25 protein-coding genes and 2 pseudogenes are annotated in these 26,460 nt (G+C 41.6%); 21 read left to right on the forward strand and 6 right to left on the reverse strand.

What is annotated here, in order from left to right:
• Window positions 1–89 precede the first annotated feature (89 nt).
• From B7709_RS06045 to rpsD, 4 genes are all read left to right on the forward strand, one after another.
• On the forward strand, window positions 90–2,624 hold the full coding sequence (locus tag B7709_RS06045; protein ID WP_084972102.1) for an SSURE domain-containing protein: 2,535 nt from the start codon (window positions 90–92) through the stop codon (window positions 2,622–2,624).
• An 80-nt stretch (window positions 2,625–2,704) separates the two neighbouring features.
• Window positions 2,705–3,403, forward strand: coding sequence for a response regulator transcription factor (locus tag B7709_RS06050; protein ID WP_084972103.1), 699 nt, complete (start codon window positions 2,705–2,707; stop codon window positions 3,401–3,403).
• Window positions 3,400–4,434 carry a sensor histidine kinase gene (locus tag B7709_RS06055; protein ID WP_084972104.1) on the forward strand — a complete coding sequence of 345 codons (1,035 nt, stop codon included), beginning with the start codon at window positions 3,400–3,402 and terminating at the stop codon, window positions 4,432–4,434. The genes B7709_RS06050 and B7709_RS06055 overlap by 4 nt, the downstream gene beginning before the upstream one ends.
• Window positions 4,435–4,636: 202 nt before the next feature.
• Complete coding sequence (gene rpsD, locus B7709_RS06060) at window positions 4,637–5,248, forward strand: 30S ribosomal protein S4 (protein ID WP_000092756.1); 612 nt, start codon at window positions 4,637–4,639, stop codon at window positions 5,246–5,248.
• A gap of 156 nt (window positions 5,249–5,404) precedes the next feature.
• Here the strand turns inward: rpsD and B7709_RS06065 are convergent.
• Window positions 5,405–5,912: pseudogene (locus B7709_RS06065) on the reverse strand (site-specific integrase); the annotation flags it as partial.
• Window positions 5,913–6,123: 211 nt separating this feature from the next.
• On the opposite strand from B7709_RS06065, the gene B7709_RS06070 reads away from it, so the two are divergent.
• The 6 genes and pseudogenes from B7709_RS06070 to B7709_RS06090 form a co-directional block, all read left to right on the forward strand.
• Window positions 6,124–7,845, forward strand: a complete 1,722-nt coding sequence (locus B7709_RS06070; RefSeq protein ID WP_084972105.1) for a hypothetical protein — start codon at window positions 6,124–6,126, stop codon at window positions 7,843–7,845.
• A 13-nt stretch (window positions 7,846–7,858) separates the two neighbouring features.
• Window positions 7,859–8,035 (forward strand): hypothetical protein, encoded by a 177-nt coding sequence (locus B7709_RS10125; protein WP_164497055.1) that lies wholly within the window; start codon window positions 7,859–7,861, stop codon window positions 8,033–8,035.
• Window positions 8,035–8,502, forward strand: coding sequence for a hypothetical protein (locus B7709_RS06075; RefSeq protein WP_084972106.1), 468 nt, complete (start codon window positions 8,035–8,037; stop codon window positions 8,500–8,502). The genes B7709_RS10125 and B7709_RS06075 overlap by 1 nt, the downstream gene beginning before the upstream one ends.
• Window positions 8,499–10,076, forward strand: coding sequence for an AAA family ATPase (locus B7709_RS06080; protein ID WP_084972107.1), 1,578 nt, complete (start codon window positions 8,499–8,501; stop codon window positions 10,074–10,076). The genes B7709_RS06075 and B7709_RS06080 overlap by 4 nt, the downstream gene beginning before the upstream one ends.
• Window positions 10,077–10,223: 147 nt before the next feature.
• On the forward strand, window positions 10,224–10,700 hold the full coding sequence (locus tag B7709_RS06085) for a hypothetical protein (RefSeq protein ID WP_084972108.1): 477 nt from the start codon (window positions 10,224–10,226) through the stop codon (window positions 10,698–10,700).
• A gap of 331 nt (window positions 10,701–11,031) precedes the next feature.
• Window positions 11,032–12,155 (forward strand): annotated as a pseudogene (locus B7709_RS06090) (toxic anion resistance protein); the annotation flags it as partial.
• 237 nt (window positions 12,156–12,392) lie between these two features.
• Here B7709_RS06090 and B7709_RS06095 read toward each other — a convergent pair.
• From B7709_RS06095 to sdaAB, 3 genes are read right to left on the reverse strand one after another with little or no spacing between them, the layout of a single operon-like run.
• Window positions 12,393–13,022, reverse strand: coding sequence for an HAD hydrolase-like protein (locus tag B7709_RS06095; protein ID WP_084972109.1), 630 nt, complete (start codon window positions 13,020–13,022; stop codon window positions 12,393–12,395).
• 27 nt (window positions 13,023–13,049) lie between these two features.
• The gene (gene sdaAA / locus B7709_RS06100; RefSeq protein ID WP_084972110.1) at window positions 13,050–13,922 is read right to left on the reverse strand and encodes an L-serine ammonia-lyase, iron-sulfur-dependent, subunit alpha; all 873 of its coding nucleotides are present in this window, start codon (window positions 13,920–13,922) and stop codon (window positions 13,050–13,052) included.
• Between the two features lie 8 nt (window positions 13,923–13,930).
• Window positions 13,931–14,602, reverse strand: a complete 672-nt coding sequence (gene sdaAB / locus B7709_RS06105) for an L-serine ammonia-lyase, iron-sulfur-dependent subunit beta (RefSeq protein ID WP_084972111.1) — start codon at window positions 14,600–14,602, stop codon at window positions 13,931–13,933.
• Between the two features lie 240 nt (window positions 14,603–14,842).
• Here sdaAB and apf point away from each other — a divergent pair, with 240 nt between their 5' ends.
• The 4 genes from apf to mnmG all read left to right on the forward strand — a co-directional run bounded on the left by apf (window position 14,843) and on the right by mnmG (window position 19,318).
• On the forward strand, window positions 14,843–15,484 hold the full coding sequence (gene apf, locus B7709_RS06110; RefSeq protein ID WP_084972112.1) for an aggregation-promoting factor: 642 nt from the start codon (window positions 14,843–14,845) through the stop codon (window positions 15,482–15,484).
• Between the two features lie 195 nt (window positions 15,485–15,679).
• Window positions 15,680–16,801 (forward strand): tRNA 2-thiouridine(34) synthase MnmA, encoded by a 1,122-nt coding sequence (gene mnmA / locus B7709_RS06115; protein WP_084972113.1) that lies wholly within the window; start codon window positions 15,680–15,682, stop codon window positions 16,799–16,801.
• Between the two features lie 139 nt (window positions 16,802–16,940).
• Window positions 16,941–17,396 (forward strand): NUDIX hydrolase, encoded by a 456-nt coding sequence (locus B7709_RS06120; protein ID WP_162279165.1) that lies wholly within the window; start codon window positions 16,941–16,943, stop codon window positions 17,394–17,396.
• A gap of 8 nt (window positions 17,397–17,404) precedes the next feature.
• Window positions 17,405–19,318 (forward strand): tRNA uridine-5-carboxymethylaminomethyl(34) synthesis enzyme MnmG, encoded by a 1,914-nt coding sequence (gene mnmG / locus B7709_RS06125; RefSeq protein ID WP_084972115.1) that lies wholly within the window; start codon window positions 17,405–17,407, stop codon window positions 19,316–19,318.
• A 36-nt stretch (window positions 19,319–19,354) separates the two neighbouring features.
• On the opposite strand, the gene rnjA is transcribed toward mnmG, so the two are convergent.
• Together rnjA and B7709_RS06135 are read right to left on the reverse strand one after the other, a co-directional pair.
• Window positions 19,355–21,037, reverse strand: a complete 1,683-nt coding sequence (gene rnjA / locus B7709_RS06130) for a ribonuclease J1 (protein WP_084972116.1) — start codon at window positions 21,035–21,037, stop codon at window positions 19,355–19,357.
• Window position 21,038: 1 nt separating this feature from the next.
• Window positions 21,039–21,272: a DNA-dependent RNA polymerase subunit epsilon gene (locus B7709_RS06135; protein ID WP_000639572.1), complete on the reverse strand. Its 234-nt coding sequence runs from the start codon at window positions 21,270–21,272 to the stop codon at window positions 21,039–21,041.
• A 289-nt stretch (window positions 21,273–21,561) separates the two neighbouring features.
• Between B7709_RS06135 and B7709_RS10190 the strand changes: the two genes are divergently transcribed.
• From B7709_RS10190 to B7709_RS06175, 7 genes are all read left to right on the forward strand, one after another.
• Complete coding sequence (locus tag B7709_RS10190) at window positions 21,562–21,777, forward strand: hypothetical protein (RefSeq protein WP_000492025.1); 216 nt, start codon at window positions 21,562–21,564, stop codon at window positions 21,775–21,777.
• A 330-nt stretch (window positions 21,778–22,107) separates the two neighbouring features.
• A complete protein-coding gene (gene tsaB / locus B7709_RS06150) occupies window positions 22,108–22,791 on the forward strand; it encodes a tRNA (adenosine(37)-N6)-threonylcarbamoyltransferase complex dimerization subunit type 1 TsaB (protein ID WP_084972117.1) in 684 nt (227 codons plus the stop codon).
• Window positions 22,788–23,225: a ribosomal protein S18-alanine N-acetyltransferase gene (rimI, locus tag B7709_RS06155; RefSeq protein ID WP_084972118.1), complete on the forward strand. Its 438-nt coding sequence runs from the start codon at window positions 22,788–22,790 to the stop codon at window positions 23,223–23,225. The genes tsaB and rimI overlap by 4 nt, the downstream gene beginning before the upstream one ends.
• Entirely contained in the window at window positions 23,215–24,225 is a 1,011-nt protein-coding gene (gene tsaD / locus B7709_RS06160) for a tRNA (adenosine(37)-N6)-threonylcarbamoyltransferase complex transferase subunit TsaD (RefSeq protein ID WP_084972119.1), read from the forward strand. The genes rimI and tsaD overlap by 11 nt, the downstream gene beginning before the upstream one ends.
• 103 nt (window positions 24,226–24,328) lie before the next feature.
• Entirely contained in the window at window positions 24,329–25,192 is an 864-nt protein-coding gene (locus B7709_RS06165; RefSeq protein ID WP_084972120.1) for an Rgg/GadR/MutR family transcriptional regulator, read from the forward strand.
• Window positions 25,193–25,475: 283 nt separating this feature from the next.
• On the forward strand, window positions 25,476–25,685 hold the full coding sequence (locus B7709_RS06170) for a peptide pheromone VP1 (protein ID WP_084972152.1): 210 nt from the start codon (window positions 25,476–25,478) through the stop codon (window positions 25,683–25,685).
• 66 nt (window positions 25,686–25,751) lie between these two features.
• Entirely contained in the window at window positions 25,752–26,420 is a 669-nt protein-coding gene (locus B7709_RS06175; RefSeq protein ID WP_084972121.1) for a CPBP family intramembrane glutamic endopeptidase, read from the forward strand.
• Window positions 26,421–26,460 lie beyond the last annotated feature (40 nt).

A 26,460-nucleotide genomic window follows, 5' to 3' on the forward strand; every position in this document is an offset into this window, starting at 1 on the left:
AAGAAAAATTTTAACTTTTTCTTAATCCTTTTTAATTTTAGGAGATTATACTAGAGTCATCAAAAAAAGAAAGTTCTGAGGAGAATCCTATGAAATTCAATCCAAATCAGAGATATACTCGTTGGTCTATTCGCCGTCTCAGTGTCGGTGTCGCTTCAGTTGTTGTAGCCAGTGGCTTTTTTGTCCTAGTTGGTCAACCAAGTTCTGCACGTGCTGATGTCGTCAATCCGACTCCTGCCCAAGTCGTACCAGACGCTGCTTCGGTGAGTGAAAAGAGTAACTTACCAGCAGAGGTTCTCAAAAAAGCAGTTGATGTAGCTCTTCCTTCAGAACAGTCTATTCCAACACCTAAAGCAAGTGTGGATACGACAAGCTCTTCAGAAAAAGCGGACGTAACTGCTAAAGAGCCGGAAGTAGCGCCAAAAGAAGAAGTGCAAGCACAACCTGACTCTAAGAAACAAACAGAAGATGCAGTTAAACCTGTGGAAAGTCCTGCGTCTACAGTTTCTGGACAAGAACGTGAAGCCAGTGAAGCGCAAGCAGCAACTACTCCAGCTGAAGTGCAAAAAGGTGTGGCTGACAATACCAAAGATACAGTAGATGTCCCAGCTTCTTACTTGGATAGAGCTAATTTCCCAGGACCATTTACAGCTGGTGTCAACCAAGTCATTCCATACGAATTCTTCGCTGGTGACGGCATGTTGACTCGTCTTATCTTGAAAGCATCAGACAAGGCTCCATGGTCAGACAATGGTTCAGCTAAAAACCCCGCTCTTCCACCAGTAGAAAAATTGGGCAAAGGCCTCTACTTCTATGAAGTAGACTTGGCAGGCACTCAAGGAAAATCAGATAAAGAGTTGCTTGACCTCTTGAAACAAAACGGTACGCAAAGCTATAAAGCTACCATCAAAGTGTACGGTGCGAAAGATGGCAAGCCAGACTCGAGCAATCTTGTAGCGACAAAAGATTTGGATGTCAACTTGAATGGCTTGACTACCCCAGCTGAAGTGCAAAAAGGCGTGGCCGACAACACCAAAGACACAGTAGATGTTCTGGCTAGCTACCTTGACAAAGCTAATTTCCCAGGCCCATTCACAGCTGGTGTCAACCAAGTCATTCCATACGAATTCTTCGCTGGTGACGGTATGTTGACTCGTCTTATCTTGAAAGCATCAGACAAGGCTCCATGGTCAGACAACGGTTCGGCTAAAAATCCCGCTCTCCCACCAGTAGAGAAATTGGGCAAAGGCCTTTACTTCTATGAAGTAGACTTGGCAGGCACTCAAGGAAAATCAGATAAGGACTTGCTTGACCTCTTGAAACAAAACGGTACGCAAAGCTATAAGGCTACCATCAAAGTGTACGGTGCGAAAGATGGCAAGCCAGACTTAACCAATCTTGTAGCGACTAAAGATTTGACTGTCAATTTGAATGGTTTGACCACTCCAGCTGAAGTGCAAAAAGGCGTGGCCGACAACACCAAAGACACAGTGGATGTTCCAGCTACTTACTTGGATAAAGCCAATTTCCCAGGCCCATTTACAGCTGGTGTCAATCAAGTTATTCCATATGAATTCTTCGCTGGTGACGGCATGTTGACTCGCCTGATCTTGAAAGCCTCTGATAAGGCTCCATGGTCAGACAACGGTTCAGCTAAAAATCCAGCTCTCCCACCAGTAGAGAAATTGGGCAAAGGCCTTTACTTCTACGAAGTAGACTTGGCAGGCACCCAAGGAAAATCAGATAAGGACTTGCTTGACCTCTTAAAACAAAACGGCACTCAAAGCTATAAGGCAACCATCAAGGTGTACGGTGCAAAAGACGGCAAGCCTGACTTAACTAATCTGGTAGCGACTAAAGATTTGACTGTTAATTTGAACGGCTTGACCACACCAAATCAGGTTAAAGAGTCTGTTGTTAACAACATCAAAAATAGCATTGATGTTCCAGCTAGCTACCTTGATAAGGCTAATGTTCCTGGACCTTTCTTGGCCGGTGTCAACCAAGTTATTCCATACGAAGCTTTTGGTGGAGATGGTATGTTGACTCGTCTCTTGTTAAAGGCCTCAGACAAAGCCCCATGGTCTGACAATGGAACAGCGAATAACCCAGCGCTATTGCCACTTGAAGGCTTGGCTAAAGGCCAATATTTCTACGAAGTAGATTTGAATGGCAACACGACAGGCAAAGAAGGACAAGCCCTTCTAGACCAACTTCGTGCCAATGGCACTCACACTTACCAAGCTACTGTCAAAGTGTATGGTTCTAAAGATGGAAAACCAGATTTGACCAATCTTATCGCAACTCGTCAAGTAACGATTCAGCTTCGTGGAAAAGAAATGGCGACAACACCATCTCAATCAGGTCAGATGAATACGAAGCCTTCTGAAACAGGCTCTACAGGCACGACTGAGGGTATGATGGGTACAAATCACCATATGTCAGATATGAAGGTTGATCAACCAGCTTCTAGCCCAATGGCTAATATGATGAAAAAAGATGATAAAGCGATGCTACCAAATACTGGGGAAGCTCAAACGGCTACAGCTGGCCTTGGTATCTTTGGTCTAGCCTTGGCAGGCCTTATTGGACTCTTAGGTTTGACAACCAAACGAGAAGATTAAGATTCAAATCACTTAAACATTAGAGAAAATAGTGTTATACTAAAGCAAGTATAACACTGTTTTTATCAAAGGAGTGTCAGATGAAAAAGACAATTTTGCTGGTTGATGATGAGATAGATATTCTAGATATTCAAAACCGCTATCTTTTACAGGCAGGATACGATGTTTTGATTGCCCATGATGGTAAAGAGGGATTAGAGCTTTTCAGAAAAAAATCTATTGACCTCATCATCACAGATATCATGATGCCCAATATGGACGGTTATGATTTTATCAGTGAAGTTCAGTATATCGCTCCGGATCAACCCTTCCTCTTTACAACTGCTAAGACGAGCGAACAGGATAAGATTTATGGATTAAGTTTGGGGGCAGATGATTTTATAGTCAAACCCTTTAGCCCACGCGAATTGGTTTTAAGAGTGAATAATATCTTGCGTCGCCTTAGTCGCGGAGGAGAGACAGAACAGATCGAGTTTGGTGACTTGGTAATCAACCATGTGACTCATGAAGTTCGCATTGGGGATCAACCTTTGGAATTGACAGTAAAATCCTTTGAACTTCTATGGATATTGGCTAGCAATCCTGAGAGAGTCTTTTCAAAGACGGAACTTTACGAGAAGGTATGGCAAGAGGACTATGTGGATGATACCAATACACTCAATGTGCATATCCATGCTTTGAGGCAAGAGTTGAGCAAGTATACGAATTCAAATACTCCTGCTATCAAAACTGTTTGGGGTTTGGGCTATAAGATGGAAAGACCAAGAGGTAGAAAATGAAATTAAAAAACTATATTTTAGTGGGGTACCTAGTTTCGACTCTGCTAACGATTTTGATCGTTTTCTGGGCAGTCCAACGAATGTTAATCGAGAAAAGTGAAGTTTACTTTCTAGTTGGAATGACCTTGATTGCTAGTTTCATCGGCGCTGCAGTGAGTATCTTTCTTTTGTCTCCTGTGTTCTCTTCTCTGAAACATTTGAAAAAACAAGCTCAGGATATAGCTGGCAAGGATTTCAGTACAGAAATCGAAACCAAAGGCCCATTAGAATTTCAAGAGCTGGGCCAGGCTTTTAATGACATGTCCCACAATTTGCAGGCCACCTTTCAATCACTTGATGAGAGCGAGCAAGAAAAGAGAATGATGATTGCGCAGCTCTCTCACGATATTAAAACTCCCATTACCTCCATTCAGGTTACTGTGGAGGGAATTCTAGATGGAGTGATCAAGGAAGAGGAGCGACTTCACTACTTAACCACGATTGGTCGGCAAACCGAGCGCTTAAACAAGCTAGTGGAGGAGTTGGATGTTTTGACTCTTAACACACAACCTCAAGATACTGCTACTGAAGAAGTCGAAGAGGTATTTTTAGATCAATTGCTGATTGAGTCAATGAGTGAATTCCAACTCCAGATTGAACAAGAGGAGCGGGATGTTTACATTCAAGTGTCACCTGAGTCGGCGAAAATCAAGAGCCATTCTGACAAACTTTCTCGCATTCTGGTCAATTTGTTAAACAATGCCTTTAAATATTCAGAACCAGGAACCAGAATCGAGGTTCTTGCCCAATTAACAGAACAAGAGCTGACAATCAGTGTGAAAGACGAGGGTCAGGGGATCCTTCCTGAAGATTTGGAAAAGATCTTTAAACGACTTTATCGTGTAGAAACTTCACGCAATATGAAGACAGGTGGACATGGATTAGGTCTTGCGATTGCACGAGAACTAGCCCATCAGCTTGGTGGCGAAATCACAGCAGAAAGTCAGTATGGCTTAGGAAGCAAGTTTACATTCAGCCTCAATTTGAAATAAAGCCGTAAATTCCCTTTACAAATCGAGCTTTTCATGGTACAATAGCCTTTGTGTGAAATAGCAGCAGGAAAGCATGAAGCTCGTCAACAGGTGTCTTATGACAAGTAACCTTGGCTGTTTAGGCGAAGGGCATCTGCACGAATCAGGGCTCTCTAAGTGACTATTTCCACCGAAATATTATTTATATCAGGAGGACATACATATGTCACGTTATACAGGACCATCTTGGAAACAAGCTCGTCGCCTTGGCCTTTCACTTACAGGTACAGGTAAAGAATTGGCACGTCGTAACTACGTACCAGGACAACACGGACCAAACAACCGTTCTAAATTGTCAGAATACGGTTTGCAATTGGCTGAAAAACAAAAACTTCGTTTCACTTACGGTGTAGGTGAAAAACAATTCCGTAACTTGTTCGTACAAGCTACAAAAATCAAAGGCGGAATCCTAGGTTTCAACTTCATGCTTCTTTTGGAACGTCGTTTGGATAACGTTGTTTACCGTCTTGGCCTTGCGACTACTCGTCGTCAAGCTCGTCAATTCGTAAACCACGGTCACATCCTTGTTGACGGAAAACGCGTTGATATCCCATCATACCGCGTAACTCCAGGTCAAGTGATCTCAGTTCGTGAAAAATCATTGAAAGTTCCAGCAATCCTTGAAGCAGTAGAAGCTACTCTTGGACGTCCAGCATTCGTATCATTCGACGCTGAAAAATTGGAAGGTTCATTGACTCGCTTGCCAGAACGCGACGAAATCAACCCAGAAATCAACGAAGCGCTTGTCGTTGAATTCTACAACAAAATGTTGTAATATTTTATTGAATAAGATAGGCTGTAAAGCCTTGAAACTAAGCACTTTAGGCCTCTATCCTAGAGTGCTTTTTTTAATTTTACTACCCTTTTAGTTACCCATAACTAATTTTAGGTATAGTAATAGGGTAGCCCCAAAATGGGACACCCTTATTATTTATAAATTGCTGATGGCTGCCTCAAAGATTGAGACGGCTTTTTTAGCTCCCTCTTTGGTAGCATGGACATAAGTATTCAAGGTCATTGAGATATTAGAGTGACCTAGTCTATACTGTAAATCTTTCGCCTCTATGCCAGCGTATAGCATGATTGTAGCGTGAGTATGTCTAAAACCATGGAAACTAATATCAGGAACCCCAGCATCCTTAAAGTGACCTTGTAGCCTCTTTCTTAGCAAACAAGCGTAGGCGTATTTTGTGGTAAAAGGAGTAAAGACAATACTCTCAGACCTTCCTAGTTGCCATGACTGGACTTGTTGGCGTTTTTATATTGCTTGAGCAGGGAAACTGTAGCCTTATCTATGTCAATTTCTCTTAGACCTGCCTTAGATTTAGGCGTGTTTGTTTCCTGGTATCTATTGAGAGTCTTAGATATGCTGATAGTGCTTTTTTAAGATCAATATTAGACCACTCAAGAGCTAAAGCCTCATCGATACGGCAACCGATTTCTATATACCAAAAATATCTATCGAGTAACTATAAAGTCAGCGCGAATCAAATGCTTTCGCTTCTTTCTTATGGTAAGTTGAATTAATAAAATAATTATGATATTCTTTTTCTATAAGGAAAAAATTAAAATGATTATAAGATAGTTTATTTAGAAAATTAGTCAAAATTTTTCTAATTAATTTAGAAATCATTAACAGGGGGGGATAGTATGGCTGAAAAAATAATACAACAGGCTGATCTTAGAACTATAGAGAATAACTTACGCTCTATTCATGAAAATTTACAAATCATTGATGCCAGAGTTGACACAACTAATGAAAATCTTCAAATCGTATATGATGAAATCGGGAGTTTAGCACAGGAATTTCACGAGTTTGTGAACCTCCAACAAAAAGCTAATCGACTTGGGCAAGCTGAAACTAGACTGGTAAAAATCCGACAAGAAATTGAAAAGAAATATGGACATTATGATATTGTTCGTCGTACTACAACAGGAATTTTACAAGCTGATGATTTAGGGATCGTTAAAAAAGAGACAATTAGTACTGCAACAGAAGAACTAATGATTTCAACTCCAGGTTACTGGCTTGCTCCGTGTTTAGTCGCATTAGCTGCATGGATAAATGATCAACCTGAATTGGCGGAAAAAGCAGTTAAGGAAGGGATTAGGCGAAATGATGAAAAGACTTCCCTTTTCTTTGCATTAATTTGTAGAAGAGCTAATAGGAAGAACGCGTGCCTTAAGTGGACGCAACGTTATCTAGCTAATCAAGATGAAGAAAATCTCGACAGAAATTCTATAGTTATCTTAGATGCTTTTGCGAGCGGTCTTTTAGGAGCCGATACAGAAGGAGTCATCTCACGTCAGATGAATGAGTGGCTCAGTCGGCTTGAAGATAAACCAGGTTTTACTGAACGACAAACAGAACAATGGTCCGAAGCGATTAATCTGAAAAGAATTAAATTAGACGAAAATTTATATCCTAATTTGAGGAGATATAGTAGTAGTTGGCCTGTTCTTGAGGATATCTTAGAAGGAGCTTATCTTCATGAACAAATGCTAAACTATTTAACTGATATTTTTGAGAAAAAAGGGTCTACAGAAAGCGTCAAAGAACAATTAGATGATATTTTAGACACACTTGTGACTGATTTTGATAACGAGGAACTAGCTCTTCGAAAACAAGAAAAATTCGAGCAGTTTGTGGTTGACTTCGGAGGAGATGACAACCGTGCTCATCAAAACATGGATATTGAGGTGACTGCATTTGAAACCCATAAAGACTTCACCCAGTTGCTTACCGATGCAGCAATGAAACCTGAATCTTCTAACTCAAGTATATCAACTCAAAAATTTGCACTGGCTCTTTCTCGTGATTGGGTAACAAACGCTTATAATGACGTTACTGCAAAAAATCGCATGAAGATTCCTTACGAAATTGAAATAAATGTGGATACTTTTAATGATAAATCAACAGATGGCCAAAACGAAAGTGAATTAATTGATAGATTTAATTCTCAGATTGACTCTGAAAAAGAACAAACTTTGTCAAACTACTTCCCAAGTTTATTTGATAAATTCCTTTTGTATGGTGGTATAGCTATCGGAGTAATCGGTTTAATGATGATTTTTGGGAATATTTTCTTAGGTTTAATAGCTATTATAGCAGGGATTTTTATGGTTCTTAAGCATAAATCTAATATTGAAAACATTGAAACGAGTCGCAAGAAAATTGAAGAACAATACGAGAATAAAAGAGTGAATGGTGAACAAATTATAAGAGCTACTCTAGCTGAAATTGTAGACTTTAGAATCGAATTCGCAGAGAAAGATGCTGAAAGCACTAAAGTTCTTGACTTCCTTGAACAAATAAGGCCTGAACAATATGTAAACAAATTGACATCATCTAATAGAAAGATTAAAATTTGAGGAGGTAATTGACATGGATGAAAAATCTAAAGGCGATAGCAAGCTATCATCTAATAACACCACTCCATTTAAGAGCATTAATACTGAAGGGGCTAATACTGAAGAAACTGTGAGCGTGTTTGCTGAAGGACTCCCTTCATGGGATATCGTGCCTCCACAATTGCTAGTCAGAAGGAAACGGCAAAAATAATGAATAAACCACAAACATATGCAGAATGGGTAAATGTCTTAGCTATTTTTAAAAACAAAGATGATGATGAAGCTGTTTTAAAAATGATGAAATCTGGGACTATCGAATGGCAATACGGTGTAGCAGAACGATTCTCTACAAAGTTAATTGATGCTGTTAATTACCGTATGAATGTAGCTTCAGATAAGTTTCAAAATGATTTACTAAAATCCCAAGGATACGAGGGAGCTATTATTCAAGCAATTCTTTCTTTGAGAAAAGAAATGGCGTTCTTAGCTGAAGCAATCAATCTTCCTGCAATTCCGGATAAAGAGCGACAACACTACCTAAATCTCGTTATAGAACAAGCTAATAGTATGCAAAAATCTTTAGAAGAATCTGCAAAACAGGACCGAAGCGGGAAAATGTTAAGTATTATTAGAAATCACAAGGTTAATTCTTTTTTAATGAAGGTGAACAGTAAATGAGTGATATAGTAAAAAGCAAAGAACTTCTTACAAGATATTCACTTGCAAGAATTCCTTTTATTGCTATCAATACCATAGAGCCAAGCAGAACATTAGATATGTTAAAGGAAATATCTGAAGAATTACAACTTCCGTTCAACGTACATACTCTTACCAAAGGTGTGTATGATCTTAGTTCTGGTAAGAATGTTAACGATGATAAATCTGTTTATGGTGCAATAGATTACATGACGGACCAAATGCAAAAGAAACAATACCAAACTATTGTACTGACAGAAGTTCCGGATCTTAGTAATGAAAATAGCGATTCTAAACAAGTCTTAGCACTGGTCAATCTAGCCAATGAAACTGGAGGCGTTGTAATAGTTTTTACCAATACCCCTATTTGGAATCAACTTCAACGTCAAGGTATGATAGTAAAAATAGATTTACCTAACGAAGAGGAAATGTACTCAATAATTCAAGAATACATTGACGACTATCGAAATGACATCCAGATTGAATGGGACAACTCCGATATTCGAGAAGCTGCTGCAGCTCTTAATGGGGTAACTAGAATTGAGGCGGAGAACGTTATCGCAGCTTTGATTGCAAATAAGTGCATAAGAAAATCTGATTTAGATGAGATAAGATTTGCAAAAGATCGCCTATTCTCTGATATCTCTGGTCTAGAAAAAATCGTTGTAGATGATTCTGTGAAGGATGTCGGAGGGCTTGAAGGATTAAGGAAATGGCTTAACGAAAAGAAAGAACTGCTAACTCCCGAAAAGAAAGATATGTTACGTGAGAAAGGTTTGCAACCACCGAGAGGAATACTCCTAGTAGGTGTCCCGGGATGCGGAAAATCTTTATCTGCTAAATCAATTTCCGCTAACTGGAAACTTCCACTATATCGTTTAGATTTTGCAACGGTTCAAGGAAGTTATGTAGGCCAGTCTGAACAACAACTTAAAGATGCTTTGACTACAGCTGAGAATGTATCTCCGTGTATTTTGTGGATTGATGAGATAGAAAAAGGATTGTCTGGAGCTACTGGTGGAGCTAACGACGGTGGTGTATCCACCCGTATGGTTGGGCAATTCTTGTTCTGGATGCAAGAATGTAAAAAGCAAGTTTTTGTAGTTGCAACAGCAAACGATGTGTCTATGTTGCCATCAGAGCTTCTCCGTCGAGGAAGATTTGATGAGCTATTCTTTGTTGATTTACCTACTGCAGATGAGCGTAAAGAAATACTTGCTTTGTATTTTAAAAAATACTTAAGTCTAGAATTTAAAGGAGATTTTTCTGATAATATCATTCAAATAAGTGATGGTTTCACCGGCGCGGACTTAGAATCGACAGTTAGAGATTTAGCTTACCGATCTATCGCTAATAACAATTTTATTCTCAATGAAGAGAATATCATGACTGCTTTCAATAATGTAGTCCCACTCTCTCAAACTAGCCCAGAAAAAATTGAGGCTATTAGAGATTGGGGGAAAGAAAGAGCTGTTCCTGCATCTGGAAAACCAATCGGTGGAGAGGGACTTGTTCATAAACAAAGTGGACCTAAAACAAGAAAAGTACTTGTTTAATAAGTTCATTATTGGGACACGGTAACTGTAATTTCAGTTTCGTGTCCATTTTTATAATTCTTTAAATGAAGATCTTTTTTGGGAGTACCATTAAAAGGAATCGTAAATTGCAAAATATAACTTATAACACAATTAGGAGAAAAATAGATGCCTAAACCAATGTTAAATCCATACCAATCCCAAAAACAAACAAGCCATATCATGACTTCTAACTTAAAACAACCACAGATAGATAAATTGAGTTTAGATAGGCTTCTAAGAAAATCACGGTCTAAAGAATATATGGATGCTATTCAGCAACTAGATGCCGGAGGACATGTTCACAATCATAATAAAGTAAGTGAAATTATTAATACAATTAAGTCAGAATTTCCAGAGGTGGAGATGAATGGAATTCTCTTAGGGCTTGTAGCAAAATGCTATTTAGGAGATTCTTATGAAGCACACACTCTTGATTTTATTGGAGAAATTATCGAACATTACAAACGAGGAGAGACGTTACCGAAGGGACTTGATAAAGCCAAAAGTATAGCTATACATGGGGGGTATGATTTTATCGAGGTTTATACGGATTGTTGTCGAGCTATTAGTTCAAATGGTGCCGTATCAGTTATAAAAGATTGATTATGTATAGAACGTAGCTTATGTATGGTAGAGAAAATTTTATAAATAATTGTTAATTAACCTAAAAGGGATCTTATTAGGTAACAGGAAATTCAATCTCAATGCCAAGAGAATTACTGTATTATCTTCATGGTAAAATTATCAGAAATAGCTTGAAATAATTAGTTTGTTTTTCTCTCATAACAGTTTATCTATTCCCTATATAATAAAAATTAGTAGTATGAAAATATAGCTCTATAATGGAGGATAAAACATTTGTCACAAGTGCGCTACATAGCTAGTGGTTTGAGAATACCAGGGCTCAGACAGTCTTGTCGCCCCTTTATTATAGCTAATCTCTGAACAGCAAGAGGGAATCAAGGTGCGCGTGCCCCAGTTAGTGGATCAGTTTGTCACAAACCAAAATGCTCTCTTGGATTTTGGTCAATCAGCGGTGGAAGGTATCAATGGAACGGTTAATCGTATCTTGACCGAGCAGAAGAAACTGCAAATTCCTCAGGTGGATGACCTGCTGAAAAACACCAACCGTGAACTCCAAGGTTTTGTAGCCAAGTACAAGAATGCTGAAATTGCAGAATTGGAAGAAAAGCCAAACTTTTTGCAAAAATTGTTTAAAAAGAGTCAGAACAGTCTGCAAGAATTTTATTTTGACTCAAAAACAGTTGAGCAAAAGTTAGATGGTATGGCTGCTGCTGTAGTCAAGCAAGAAGATGTGCTGGCGCGAAATATTGTTTCTGCTGAAATGCTGATTGAGGATAATACCAAATCTATTGAAAATCTAGTGGGAGTAATTTCCTTTATCGAAGCCAGTCAGGCAGAAGCTGGGGATCGTGCTGCAGGATTGAAGGCTCAAGTTGACCAACTAGATACAAGTACGGTAGAATATCAAACCAAATCCCAAGAATTAGATCGTATGGCTGAAGTGTCAATACACTGGAACAACAACATACAGAGTATGTTAGCCGCCTTTACGTAGCTTGGACGACGACTCCACAGATGCGTAACCTCGTCAAAGTTTCATCGGACATGCGTCAAAAATTGGGTATGCTTCGCCGCAATACCATTCCAACAATGAAACTCTCGATTGCCCAACTTGGTATTTTGCAACAATCAATCAAATCAGGTGCCGTGGCGGATGCCATTGTCAATGCCAATAATGCAGCCCTTCAGATGCTAGCTGAAACTAGTAAGGAAGTGATACCGCAGATAGAGAAAATTGCCCAAAGTCCAACAGTAGCTGTCGAATCGGTGACCAAGCTAGCTGAAAGTCTCGTCGCTCAAAATCAAGGCATCGTTGCTGCCATTGAGTTGGGACGCCAGAAACGTGCTCAACTAGAAACAACCATCGTTGAGTCAGCTGCAGTCATTAACGATTCTGTTAAACTTCGCGATGAAAAAATTATTCAAGCCCTTCTGGACCAAGGAAAGGCCGCTCAGAAAGAAGTACAAGAATAACAGAGATGTGGACAAGACCAGTAGATGGGAGTCAAGATAAGAGGATAATGTTTAGGTAAATAAAGGGACCTTTTGTGCCCTCTAGTGGCCGCTCGACTCCTCAGAGTACTGGTGGGTGTATGTTGCGAATCTGTTAATCTGTTTTTCCGTTTCATTCTGGTCATTTACTAAGGATGACCCTATATAAAAAAATACTCCTCAACCTAGTTTATTAGTGTTAGGAGTATTTTTATATGATTAGAGCTGGCTAATGATATCATCAATGGTATGGGCAATCCAGTCAGGATGATAGCTGAGTAAATCAGCCTCCTCTCCAAATCCCCAAGTGACAGCGAACTTTTTAATGTCAGTTTCTTGTGCTCCGATCATATCAAACTTGGTATCCCCAATGATAAGGACTTGACCTGCAGGGAGTTGATGCGTTTGCAAGGCATAACGGATAACATCCGCCTTGTGTGGCGTTTCAGGACTAGAACCATAAATGCCATCAAAGAAATGATGGATTCCCAGATTCTTGGTCATATCATGGGCAGTAGGAGTATTTTTTGTTGTAGTGATATAAAGAGGATAGTTTTGCGAGAGCTTTTGGAGTAATTCCGTTATTTTGGGGAAAAGTTGTGCTTCGAGGATCCCTTTTTTCTTGTAGTAAGAACGGTAGGTTTGAACAGCTTCCGAGATTTGTTCTTTTGGAAGGCAGGTCGCAAAACTACTTTCAAGTGGCGGGCCCATAAAACCACGAATGGTTTTGGCATCAGGGCTTGGAACTCCTAGCTCTTTAAAGGTATGGGTAAAGGCATTGTGAATCCCGAGGGAACTGTCAACCAGAGTTCCGTCTAGATCAAAAAAGATTGCTGAGATAGAGGGCATAGTTTCTCCTAATAGATATAGATAAGCTTATTCTCCGAAGATTTCTTTTTGTAGGCGACGGCCAGTAGGGGTGGCTGCGAGTCCACCTTCAGCCGTTTCTCGGAAGGCAGTTGGGAGGCTGGATCCGACTTGGTACATGGCATCTATGACTTCGTCAACAGGGATCTTAGACTCGATACCGGCCAAGGCCATGTCTGCTGCGATAAAGGCAAAGCTGGCTCCCATGGCATTGCGCTTGACACAGGGAACTTCAACCAAACCAGCGACGGGGTCGCAGATGAGGCCTAGCATATTTTTAATGACAAAGGCGATGGCTTGACTAGCCTGATAGGGGCTTCCACCTGCAGCCAAGGTCAAGGCTGCGGCACTCATGGCAGAGGCAGAGCCAACCTCGGCCTGACAGCCACCTTCAGCGCCTGAGATAGAGGCGTTGTTTGCGATAACCAATCCAAAGGCACCCGCGGCAAAGAGGAAATCCAACTGTTCTTCGTGGCTGAGGTCAAGTTTTTGAATAGCAGCAGTGAGAACGGCTGGCAAACAACCAGCACTTCCTGCGGTTGGAGTGGCGCAGACCAAGCCCATTTTAGCGTTGTGTTCATTGACCGCGATGGCATTTCGGGCAGCTGATAGGATGGTAAAGTCAGACAAGGCCTTGCCACTTTTGAGATGGCGATCTAGCTTGGCTGCATCGCCACCCGTTAGGCCACTACGGGATTTGTTTTCACTAAGGCCAAGCTCGACAGAGGCTTTCATAACTTCTAGATTGCGCTCCATGAGGAGGAGAACTTCATCTCGGCATCGGCCGGTCAGTTCATATTCTGTCGCGATCATGAGTTCTGCGACATTTCCTTGGAAGTCTAGATCCGCCTGCTCGACCAATTCTTTGATAGAATAAAACATGTTTCCTCCTACTTAAAGAAATTGACATTGTGGAGATGAGGGATTTGTCGGATTTCTTCAATCGCCTCTTCGCAACTTCGACTATCGACTTCGATAATCATAATGGCTTTTTCTCCAGCTTTTTCTCGAGTCACATTCATCTGAGCGATGTTGATATCGAAACGAGAGAGGGCTTCAGTAACATGGGCAATCATCCCCGGAACATCCTGATGTACAATGATGATGGTCGGTGTGTTCATGTTGAGAGAGACAGCAAAGCCGTTAAGCTCCGTAACTTGGATATTTCCCCCACCGATGGAAATTCCTGTCACACTGATGGATTTGTGTTCATTCTTCACAGTAATTTTAGTGGTATTAGGATGAGGAGCGTTGCTATCTTTCTGAATGGTCCAGACAATCTTGATACCACGTTTATGGGCAATCTCTAGGCTATTTGGAATGTCGGGATCGTCCGTATCCATACCTAATATACCAGCGACGAGAGCAAGGTCTGTCCCGTGACCACGGTAGGTCTTGGCAAATGAGTTAAATAGTTGGAATTCTACTTCTGTCGGAGTATCGTCAAAGATGGAAGAGACAATTTTTCCGATACGAACTGCTCCAGCTGTATGGCTACTTGATGGGCCAATCATGACAGGGCCGATGATATCAAAGACAGATTGAAAACGAAGTGAGTGCATCTGTTTCCCCTTACAAAGATTCTTGTTTCTATTATATCAAAGAATGAAATTCTGTGCTTATTTCCCTTATAAAACTGAAAAAATGGATAGAAATGGTATAAAATTTGGCCTTTTATGACAAAAATATCAATGTTTCAGTAAATATAAAATATTTTTGTAATATTTCTACACAAAATCGTTAAGAAACGGTAATATTCAAACGGTATGATAGAAGCATAGTAAAAAGGAGAATTTTCAGAAATGACATTAACAACTAAAAAAATTAAATCAACTCTTGTAGGAGTAGCTACATTACTTGCTTTCTTTGCGCCTGCACTTGCTTCTGCGCAAGAAACTGTAACTTATACAGTTAAACCAGGTGATACTCTTTCAGAAATCGCTGAGAAGTACAACACTACTGTTGAAAAATTGGCAGAAAAAAACAATATCAAAGATATTCACCTTATCTATGTGGATCAAGTTTTGGTTATCGAAGGAACAGCTTCATCGACAGCAACTGCAGCTTCTGCAACAACCTATGAAGCACCAGTTGCTACAGAAGAAACAAGCGAAGCTACGACTTATGAAGAAGTTGCTGAAACAACAACTTACGAAGCACCAGCTGCTACAACCAGCACTTCTTATGAAGAAGAAAGTTACACAGCTTCAACTGTAAGTGGCTCTGAAGCAGAAGCCAAAGAATGGATTGCTCAAAAAGAGTCAGGCGGTAGCTACACAGCGACAAACGGACGTTACATTGGACGTTACCAATTAACAGATTCATACTTGAACGGTGACTACTCAGCTGAAAACCAAGAACGTGTAGCAGATGCCTACGTTGCAGGACGCTACGGTTCATGGACGGCTGCCAAGAACTTCTGGCTTAACAACGGTTGGTATTAAGAACTAGCTAACAGAAAAATATGTAAAGGTCGAGGAAATCCCTCGACTTTTTGTATGCTTTTCTACATGTGTTCTCATCCCTCCCTTGTCTTCTTCTTTAAAGCATGCTATAATGAATCTTGCTCAAGCGACCTTCAATCGTTGAAGCACACACGACCTTCAATCGTGAATAAACGAATAGATGGGAGACTTACCATGGGTGATAACTCTAAAACACGTGTTGTCGTGGGGATGAGTGGTGGTGTTGATTCGTCGGTGACGGCTCTCTTGCTCAAGGAGCAGGGCTACGATGTGATCGGTATCTTCATGAAGAACTGGGACGATACAGATGAAAACGGCGTCTGTACGGCGACCGAAGATTACAAGGATGTGGCTGCGGTGGCAGACCAGATTGGCATTCCCTACTACTCTGTCAATTTTGAAAAAGAGTACTGGGACCGCGTTTTTGAGTATTTCCTAGCGGAATACCGTGCAGGGCGCACGCCAAATCCAGATGTTATGTGCAACAAGGAAATCAAGTTCAAGGCATTTCTGGACTATGCCATGACCTTGGGAGCAGACTATGTAGCGACTGGGCATTATGCCCGAGTGGCGTGTGATGAGGATGGCATCGTTCACATGCTTCGTGGTGTGGACAATGGCAAGGATCAGACCTATTTCCTCAGCCAACTTTCGCAAGAACAACTCCAAAAAACCATGTTTCCGTTGGGGCATTTGGAAAAGCCTGAAGTTCGCAGACTAGCAGAAGAAGCAGGCCTTGCGACTGCCAAGAAGAAAGATTCGACAGGGATTTGCTTTATCGGAGAAAAGAACTTTAAAAACTTTCTCAGCAACTACTTACCAGCTCAGCCTGGTCGCATGATGACTGTGGATGGCCGTGATATGGGCGAGCATGCTGGTCTGATGTATTATACGATTGGTCAGCGTGGCGGTCTCGGTATCGGTGGGCAACACGGTGGTGATAATGCGCCTTGGTTCGTTGTCGGAAAAGATTTGAGCCAAAATATCCTCTATGTCGGACAAGGTTTCTACCATGACTCGCTCATGTCAACCAGTCTAGAGGCCAGTCAAGTTCATTTTACTCGTGACATGCCTGAAGAGTTTACGCTAGAATGTACAGCTAAATTCCGCTACCGTCAGCCTGATTCTAAGGTGACAGTACATGTCAAAGGAGATAAGGCAGAAGTTATCTTTGCGGAACCGCAACGCGCGATCACACCAGGACAGGCAGTTGTCTTTTACGATGGCGAAGAGTGTCTCGGTGGTGGTTTGATTGACAATGCCTACCGCGATGGACAAGTTTGTCAGTACATTTAGATTGACAAATTCTCTCAATTTGCTACAATAATAAAAGCAATAGAAATGATGGTCAAAGCTCATGGATGTTGCAGGCTTTTTGTCCTGCACTTCTTTGGAGTTTTGACTGTTTTTGTGTCGTTTAAGGGAAAGGACAAAAATGACTCAACAAGACTTTCGGACAAAAGTGGGAAATACGGTTTTTGGTGTTCGGGCGACAGCCTTGATTCTTCAAAATCGCAAGCTTCTAGTCACCAAAGACAAGGACAAGTATTACACTATCGGCGGTGCGATTCAAGTTAATGAAAGCACGGAAGACGCGGTAGTCCGTGAAGTGAGGGAAGAACTGGGTGTCCGAGCTCAAGCTGGACAGCTAGCTTTTGTGGTTGAAAATCGTTTTGAACAAGACGGTGTTTCCTATCACAACATCGAGTTTCATTATCTGGTGAACTTGCTTGAAGATGCTCCATTGACCATGCAAGAAGATGAGAAAAAGCAACCTTGTGAGTGGATTGATTTGGATGAACTCCAGAATTTCCAACTAGTTCCAGTCTTTTTAAAAACAGCCCTGCCAGATTGGGATGGCCAACTAAGACACATTCATCTTGAAGAATAGGAGAGAAAATGACTTATAATTTTACTGAAGAATACGATATTATTGTAATCGGTGCGGGACACGCTGGGGTCGAAGCTTCCTTGGCTGCCAGCCGTATGGGATGTAAGGTCTTGCTTGCGACCATCAACATCGAAATGCTGGCTTTCATGCCTTGTAATCCCTCTATCGGAGGTTCTGCCAAGGGGATTGTTGTGCGTGAAGTCGATGCCCTTGGTGGTGAAATGGCCAAGAATATTGACAAGACCTACATCCAGATGAAGATGCTCAACACTGGGAAAGGTCCAGCTGTCCGTGCTCTTCGTGCGCAAGCTGACAAGGAGCTTTACTCTAAGGAGATGCGCAAGACAGTTGAAAATCAAGAAAATCTGACCCTTCGTCAAACCATGATTGATGAGATCTTGGTGGAAGATGGCAAGGTTGTCGGTGTGCGTACAGCGACCCATCAAGAGTATGCTGCCAAGGCTGTCATCGTGACTACAGGGACTGCCCTCCGTGGGGAAATCATCATCGGAGATCTCAAGTATTCGTCAGGCCCAAACCACAGTCTAGCTTCGATTAACCTAGCTGATAATCTCAAGGAACTTGGGCTCGAAATCGGCCGTTTCAAGACAGGAACTCCTCCACGTGTCAAGGCTTCTTCTATCAACTACGATGTGACAGAGATTCAGCCAGGAGATGAAGCCCCTAATCACTTCTCATACACTTCACGTGATGAAGATTATGTCAAGGACCAGGTGCCATGCTGGTTGACCTATACCAATGGTACCAGCCATGAGATTATCCAAAACAACCTACACCGTGCGCCTATGTTTACAGGTGTAGTTAAGGGTGTGGGACCTCGTTACTGTCCGTCGATTGAGGACAAGATTGTGCGCTTTGCGGACAAGGAACGCCACCAGCTATTTCTAGAACCAGAAGGGCGTGACACTGAGGAAGTATACGTTCAAGGTTTATCAACCAGTCTGCCTGAGGATGTACAGCGCGAGCTGGTTCATTCCATCAAAGGGTTGGAAAATGCTGAGATGATGCGAACTGGTTATGCCATTGAGTACGACATGGTCTTGCCTCACCAGTTGCGTGCGACTCTGGAAACCAAGAAAATTTCAGGCCTCTTCACAGCTGGTCAGACAAATGGAACGTCAGGTTACGAAGAAGCTGCTGGTCAAGGGATTATCGCGGGTATCAATGCGGCTCTGAAAATCCAAGGCAAGCCTGAATTGATTTTGAAGCGCAGTGACGGTTATATCGGGGTGATGATTGACGACTTGGTAACCAAGGGCACCATTGAACCTTACCGTCTCTTGACCAGTCGTGCTGAATACCGTCTCATCCTCCGTCATGACAATGCCGATATGCGTTTGACCGAGATGGGTCGTGAGATTGGTCTTGTCGATGATGAACGCTGGGCTCGTTTTGAAATCAAGAAAAATCAATTTGACAATGAGATGAAACGCCTAGACAGCATCAAACTTAAGCCGGCCAAGGAAACAAATGCTAAGGTTGAGGAGATGGGCTTCAAGCCGTTGACAGATGCAGTGACAGCCAAAGAATTCCTTCGTCGTCCAGAAGTTTCTTACCAGGATGTGGTCGCCTTTATCGGGCCTGCAGCAGAGGACTTGGATGACAAGATTATCGAATTGATTGAAACAGAAATCAAGTACGAAGGCTATATTTCCAAAGCCATGGATCAGGTTGCCAAGATGAAACGAATGGAAGAAAAACGCATTCCAGCCAATATTGATTGGGATGACATTGATTCTATCGCAACAGAAGCTCGCCAGAAGTTCAAACTCATCAATCCAGAAACCATCGGCCAAGCTAGCCGTATTTCGGGAGTTAACCCGGCAGATATTTCTATTTTGATGGTGTATCTTGAAGGTAAAAACCGTAGTATTTCTAAAAATAAAGAAAAGAAAGCATAGAAAAAACAGCTCCGAAGACGGGGCTGTTTTATTGATTTATTCTTCTTCATCTGGTGTGAGGATCATCGGGATGATAATCGGTTCACGTTCTGTATTTTCATAGAGGAAGGGGCGAATGGCGTTGACAATGGCACCATTGACAGATTGCACGCTGGCATCTTTGTTCTTCAGTGCGATACGAATAGCATTGAAGAGGATGCGCTGGCTTTGGCGAATCAAGTCTCCAGATTCCCTCATGTAGACAAAGCCTCGGCTGAGAATATCTGGACCAGACAAGATCATTTTAGACTTGAAGTCAACAGTTGCGACTGCTAGAACGACACCGTCTTCAGATAGATCACGACGATCTTTGAGGACAGCAGCGCCGATTTCGCCGATACGATTTCCATCGACATAGATGTCTTGGGCATTGAAGTGACCTGCGATACGAGCAGAATTAGCAGTAAGGGCAAGTACATCACCATTGCTCATGATAAAGATATTGTCCTTCTCAACACCAGTATCCACCGCTAGTCCAGCGTGGACTTTCTGCATACGATATTCACCATGGACAGGCATGAAGTATTTTGGTTTAATCAAGCGGAGCATGAGTTTTTGCTCTTGCTGACCACCGTGTCCAGAGGTGTGGATATTGTTAATCTTTCCGTGAATGACTTCGACACCAGCTTCTGAGATAATGTTAATCAGTTTGTTGACGCTAGTAGTGTTTCCAGGGATTGGGCTAGAAGAGAAGATAACCGTATCACCGGGTTGGAGTTGTACCTGACGGTGGGTTCCGTTGGCGATACGAGAGAGGGCTGCCATAGGCTCACCCTGACTACCTGTACAGAGGATGAGAACCTCGCCTGCAGGATAGTCTTTGATTTCATTTGGCTCGATAAAGGTTCCCTTAGGAGCTTTGATGTAGCCAAGCTCAATACCGTTGACAATGGCCTTTTCCATAGAACGACCAAAGACCGCAATCTTGCGTCCAGTCTTAACAGCGGCATCTGTTGCTTGTTGGAGACGGAAGATATTTGAGGCAAAGGATGCAAAGATGATGCGTCCTTCAATGCCTTGGATAATCTTCATGATCGATTGGCCAACGACTTTTTCAGAGTTGGTAAAGGTTGGCACTTCCGCATTTGTCGAGTCAGAGAGGAGACAGAGCACACCTTCTTCACCAAGGGCAGCCATACGGTGCAAGTCTGCAGGCTCTCCAACTGGAGTGAAGTCGAACTTGAAGTCACCCGTACAGACGATTTTTCCTTGAGGAGTATGAATGACAATCCCCAAAGGCTCTGGAATAGAGTGAGTCGTTCTAAAGAAAGTTGCCTTGAGATTTTTAAAGGTCAACTCAGTATTGTGGTTGATTTCGTAAAGTTTGGCGTTGCGCAAGAGGCCGTGTTCTTCGAGTTTTCCACGGATTAAAGCTAAGGCAAGTGGTCCGGCGTAGATTGGGACATTTGCTTGCTTGAGCAGGAAAGGAATCCCACCAATGTGGTCCTCGTGTCCGTGTGTGATCAAGACAGCCTTGACGCGGTCGATATTGTCCACGATGTAAGAGTAGTCAGGGATAACGTAGTCGATACCCAGCAAGTCATCTTCTGGGAATTTAATCCCAGCATCGACGATAATAATCTCGTCTTGGTATTCAATTCCGTACGTGTTTTTCCCGATTTCTCCCAGACCACCGATGGCAAAAACGCCGACTTCTCCAGGTTTAAGAGTGTAGGCCATATTAGAACTCCGTAATCTCGAAAGCGCCAGTTTCTTTTTCGTAATCTAGCAATTTGTCAGACAAGAGTTCGATATACTCGATGTTGTACTCTGGGCGGTTTTCTTCGACAAGTTGGCGAGCAGCGATACGGCCCTCAAGTTCTGAGCTGGCATCGATGTCTAGGTAAAGTGCGCGTGTTGTTTCACGACGTGGGCTACGTTCTTTTGTTTCTTGATAAAAAACTTTGTAAATCATATAGTTCCTTTCTATTTACAGGTCAGCTTATTCCAAACTTTTAGTAGAGATTTGCTTGATTTCATTCCATTTTGTGTCTAGATTGACCTTGATTCGTTACAATTATTTCAATTATACCATAAAATAAAAAATTAGTAAAAGACGGAAAATGAGAAAGTCAAGAGGGAAAGGAGGGCAAAAAGATAGATAGGATTTGGTTGGAGAGCACTTAGGTGTTATAATGGAAGGAGATAGGGAAGTTTATGGACGGGAACATTCCCTATAGCTTTTAAAACAAGGAGGATTAAGGATGTTTAGTTTGTTTGAATTTGCAGTAGGGGTTCGCCTCTTGATGTTCATAGTTTTTGTAGCCTGTGTATATGGTGGAAATCTTATTTTTACGTATCTAGAACACCGCAAAACAAAATTCCTTTGGAAGCTTGCTTTTGTGACACTCTATTCAATTTTCCTCCTTCTTGTCACCTATGTGGTCTGGCTCGTTTTTCATTTTGGTTTAAATGTTTGAGCTCAATTATTCATCTAATATAAGAAAATCCACCTCGTTTTGATAGATGGTACGGACTTTTTCTATTTTTAGATGATATCTTTATTTTTACGATGATGATTTCTCGCATCGAAAATCAAGTTGAAACATGTATGCCTGATCCAAATTTCTTATAGCGATCCTTTCAAATTCCTTGTTCACTTATATATTTGGAAAAGATAGGAAAAAACTACAACTTTTTTGCCTTCCTCTTTGTTTAAGTGGCAGGGCTTTTCGTTTGGGGCAAAGAAAATTCCCATGCGTCAGCTTTTGTAGTATAATAGTAAACAGACCAAAAGATAGGAATGTGTTATGAAAGTATTAGCTTTTGATACGTCCAGCAAGGCTCTTTCTCTAGCCATTTTAGAGGATAAGCAGGTTCTTGCTGAGACCACGATCAATATCAAGAAAAATCACAGTATAACCCTTATGCCAGCCATTGATTTTTTGATGGCGAGTTTGGACTGGACTCCCAAGGACTTAGATCGCATCGTGGTAGCAGAGGGACCAGGTAGCTACACAGGTTTGCGAATTGCGGTAGCAACTGCTAAGACCTTGGCTCATACCCTGAACATTGAGTTAGTTGGTATGTCGAGTCTCTTGGCTCTGGTGCCACGTCAGCAAGAAGGCTTGGTGGTTCCTATCATGGATGCACGTCGCAACAATGTTTATGCAGGGTTTTATGAAAATGCTAAGGCTGTCTTTCCAGAGGCGCATTTATCTTTTGAAGAGGTGTTAGAAAAAGTCAAGGATGCTGAACAGGTGACCTTTGTCGGAGAAGTTGAAGCCTTTGTGGAACAAATTCAAGAGCATATGCCACAAGCTAACTACCAAGAAACCTTGGCAAATGCAGCCAATTTAGCCCTTTGGGCCTGGGACCAGGAAGCGGACTCCTTGCATGACTTTGTTCCCAATTACCTCAAGCGTGTTGAGGCTGAGGAAAATTGGCTTAAGAATCACACCGAGTCTGGCGAGTCCTACATTAAACGCCTATGATAGAGATCAGACGAATCCAAGAACAACCTGACTTGGCACAAGCTATCTACGCTATCATGGTAGATGTATACCCTGTCAGTCCTTGGACGCTGGAACAAATCCAAGCAGACCTGTCCCAAGACCAGACTTGGTATGCTCTGGCTTATGATGGAGCAGAAGTGATTGGATTTCTAGCCGTACAGGAGAATCTCTTTGAAGCAGAAGTCCTACAAATCGCTGTCAAACAAGCCTATCAAGGTCAGGGAATTGCGTCAGCCTTGTTTGCGACACTGCCGACGGATAAGGAGCTTTTCCTCGAAGTTAGAAAGTCAAATCACCGAGCGCAAGCATTTTACAAGAAAAAAAAGATGGCGGTTATCGCTGAGCGAAAGGCCTACTACCATGACCCAGTCGAGAACGCCATTATCATGAAGAGAGAAGTAGATGAAGGATAGATATATTTTAGCATTTGAAACATCCTGTGATGAGACCAGTGTCGCTGTACTGAAAAATGACGATCAGCTTTTATCCAATGTCATTGCTAGTCAAATCGAGAGCCACAAACGTTTTGGTGGCGTAGTGCCAGAAGTAGCTAGTCGTCACCATGTCGAGGTTATTACAGCCTGTATCGAGGAGGCTCTAGCAGAAGCAGGAATTACCGAAGAGGACGTGACAGCTGTTGCCGTTACTTATGGACCAGGCTTGGTTGGAGCTCTGCTAGTTGGCTTGTCAGCTGCCAAGGCCTTTGCTTGGGCGCATGGCCTGCCACTTATCCCCGTCAACCACATGGCTGGTCACCTCATGGCAGCTCAGAGTGTGGAGCCTTTGGACTTCCCCTTGCTAGCCCTCTTGGTCAGCGGTGGTCACACAGAATTGGTCTATGTTTCTGAGGCTGGTGATTACAAGATTGTTGGGGAAACGCGAGATGACGCAGTTGGTGAGGCCTATGACAAGGTCGGCCGTGTCATGGGCTTGACCTATCCAGCAGGTCGCGAGATTGACGAGTTGGCCCATCAAGGTCAGGATATTTATGATTTCCCACGTGCTATGATCAAGGAAGACAATCTGGAGTTTTCATTCTCAGGTTTGAAGTCTGCTTTTATCAATCTTCACCATAATGCCGAGCAAAAGGGAGAAAGCCTGTCTATAGAGGATTTGTGTGCTTCCTTCCAAGCAGCAGTCTTGGATATTCTCATGGCAAAAACCAAGAAAACCTTAGAAAAATATCCTGTTAAAACCCTGGTCGTGGCCGGTGGAGTGGCCGCCAATAAAGGTCTCAGAGAACGCTTGGCAGCTGAAATCACAGATGTCAAGGTTATCATCCCACCTCTGCGTCTATGCGGAGACAATGCAGGTATGATTGCCTATGCCAGCGTCAGCGAGTGGAACAAAGAAAACGTTGCAGGCTTGGACCTCAACGCCAAACCAAGTCTTGCTTTTGATACCATGGAATAAGGAGTCAGCTTAAGGCTGGCTTTTTTTCTCTCTTAGATGTCAGAATATTTTGACAAATTAGTGTAAATAATGATATAATACATAAAAATTAGGAGGTGGTCAGATGATTGAGAGAATGGAATTGGGAGAATTTTACAAGGAATTACGCTTGGCTAGAAAACTCAAACAGTCAGATGTGGCTTGCGCCGGACTGACAGCATCTCAGCTATCCAAGTTTGAATTAGGGCAGTCTATGTTGTCTGCGGATAAGTTGATCCTAGCTATACAAGGTATAAATGTGACCTTTGATGAGTTTGGGCACAAGCTCAACAACTATCAAGAATCTCCACATATGAAATTTGGTAGAAAGGTTGTCGATCGCTTTGCTCATCAGGATATAGCTGGTTTAGAGCAACTGTTGGAGGAAATCGAGCAAGAACAGATGGCGCAGACCTATCGTCGCTTGAATGCTATTGTGATTAAAAACGCTATCCATTCTCTGGATAAAAACTATCTGCTAGCGGAGGAGGATAGCGAATTTTTGACCACCTATCTCTATGCTATCGAGTCTTGGACCTGGTTTGAACTTTATATATTTTGCAATACCATGCCCTTCTTGAGTAATCAAGACCTAATCTTTTTATCAACCTCTTTACTTGAAAAATCCAAGGAATTTAAAGAATTGGCACACAATAGACTGTATATGAAAAGTAGCTTTCTAAATATCATCTCAGAACTCATGGAGCGTAAGCTTTTCTCTTACATCCTAATCTTTGAGTCCGAGTTGGAGAGCATGCTCCGGCCATATGATGTTTTTGAGAAATTGTTGTGGCAATTTTTAAAGAAAATGAGTGTTTTCCTTCAAACTAAGGGAAGCAATCAAAAAGAGATTGAAAACTTTATCCAATCTCTGCAAGTATTAGAAAATCTACAATTAACAGCCCTTTTTGAATTGCGTTTTCAGCAATATAAAGCACTTATCGATTAGTTAAAGATGGGAAATGATAATAATATCAGCAACGATTGTCAATAATGCTATGATTTGTTTCTTCATTTCATGTCCTCCTACATAATGGTAACTATATTATATCAGTGAAATAATCAAATCAATCAAAATCGCAAATGTGAAATTTCCATAAGAAAAAATATCAAATATGCGATTTTCTAAAATAAGTCAATTTCCATGTTATACTGTCCTTGTAAAACATTTGAAGCAAATCCTAGGTCGCAGAAGTGGTTTACAAGTAAGAATAATTGAAGGAGTGTAAATGATGTTGAACTTACAATTTGCAGAAACAATGGAACTAACAGAAGTCGAGCTAGAGGCAGTTTACGGAGGAGATCTTGTGAATGTTGCGAACATCCCAGGTGGTGGAAATTGGGGAGGCTGGGGAGGTCTAGGTACACCTTGGTCAATCACTAATTTTTGGAAGAAATATTTTAACCATGATTCTTCCACTGTTAATCGTCGCCGTGATTGATATTCAAAGCCCTTGCCTTTTCTTGGGTAGGGGCTGTCTTTATTTCATAGTATAGGAGAAAATAGAATGAAAAAGATAATCTCACACTACTACCTTATTATAGCCATTCTACTTGTCATTGCTGACCAGTTCTTGATTCGTCTGCTCTTACACAGCGACCTTGCTGCTGGGCTATCTGACTTTTCCTATTATTTGTCAGATATGCTGTTAAATTTTCTAGTGGTTCTGCTTGCTATTATTGTTATGGTTTGGTTAGGTAAATGGCAGAAAATCAACAGTAGAAAATTTAAAGGTTCTTATCTTTTTTATTCCTTTTTAGCTCTTCTTGCTTTTGTTATTTGGAATTTCGTAACATTTTTTATTTTCCCCCCTACCAAAAATGAAATTGCTTATCAACTGGATGTTCCTACTTTTACAGGAGCTACGGCATTTTTGATGTATTTTTTCTATCCTGTAATTGCAGGTCCCATTTTTGAAGAGATGATTTATCGTGGATTGGTGATGACTGCTCTGGAGAAAGGGAAAAAATGGGGACTGGATGTGCTCGGTTCGGCTGTTTTATTTGGGGTCTTGCATATTAGTAGTCATGGATGGATCTTGACAGACTTTGTCTTCTATATGGGCGGCGGTCTTATCTTTGCAGTCTTATTTAGAGTAACCAAGTCCATTTATTGGCCTATTGGATTGCATATAGTCTACAATGGTATTGGTCAAATTCTCCCCTTGTTGTTTTAGAGTTTTCGCCAATCATAAAAACAAAAGAACTGACTAGCTA

It is taken from the genome of Streptococcus oralis subsp. dentisani, from assembly GCF_002096335.1.
Taxonomy (GTDB): Bacteria; Bacillota; Bacilli; order Lactobacillales; family Streptococcaceae; genus Streptococcus; species Streptococcus oralis_Z.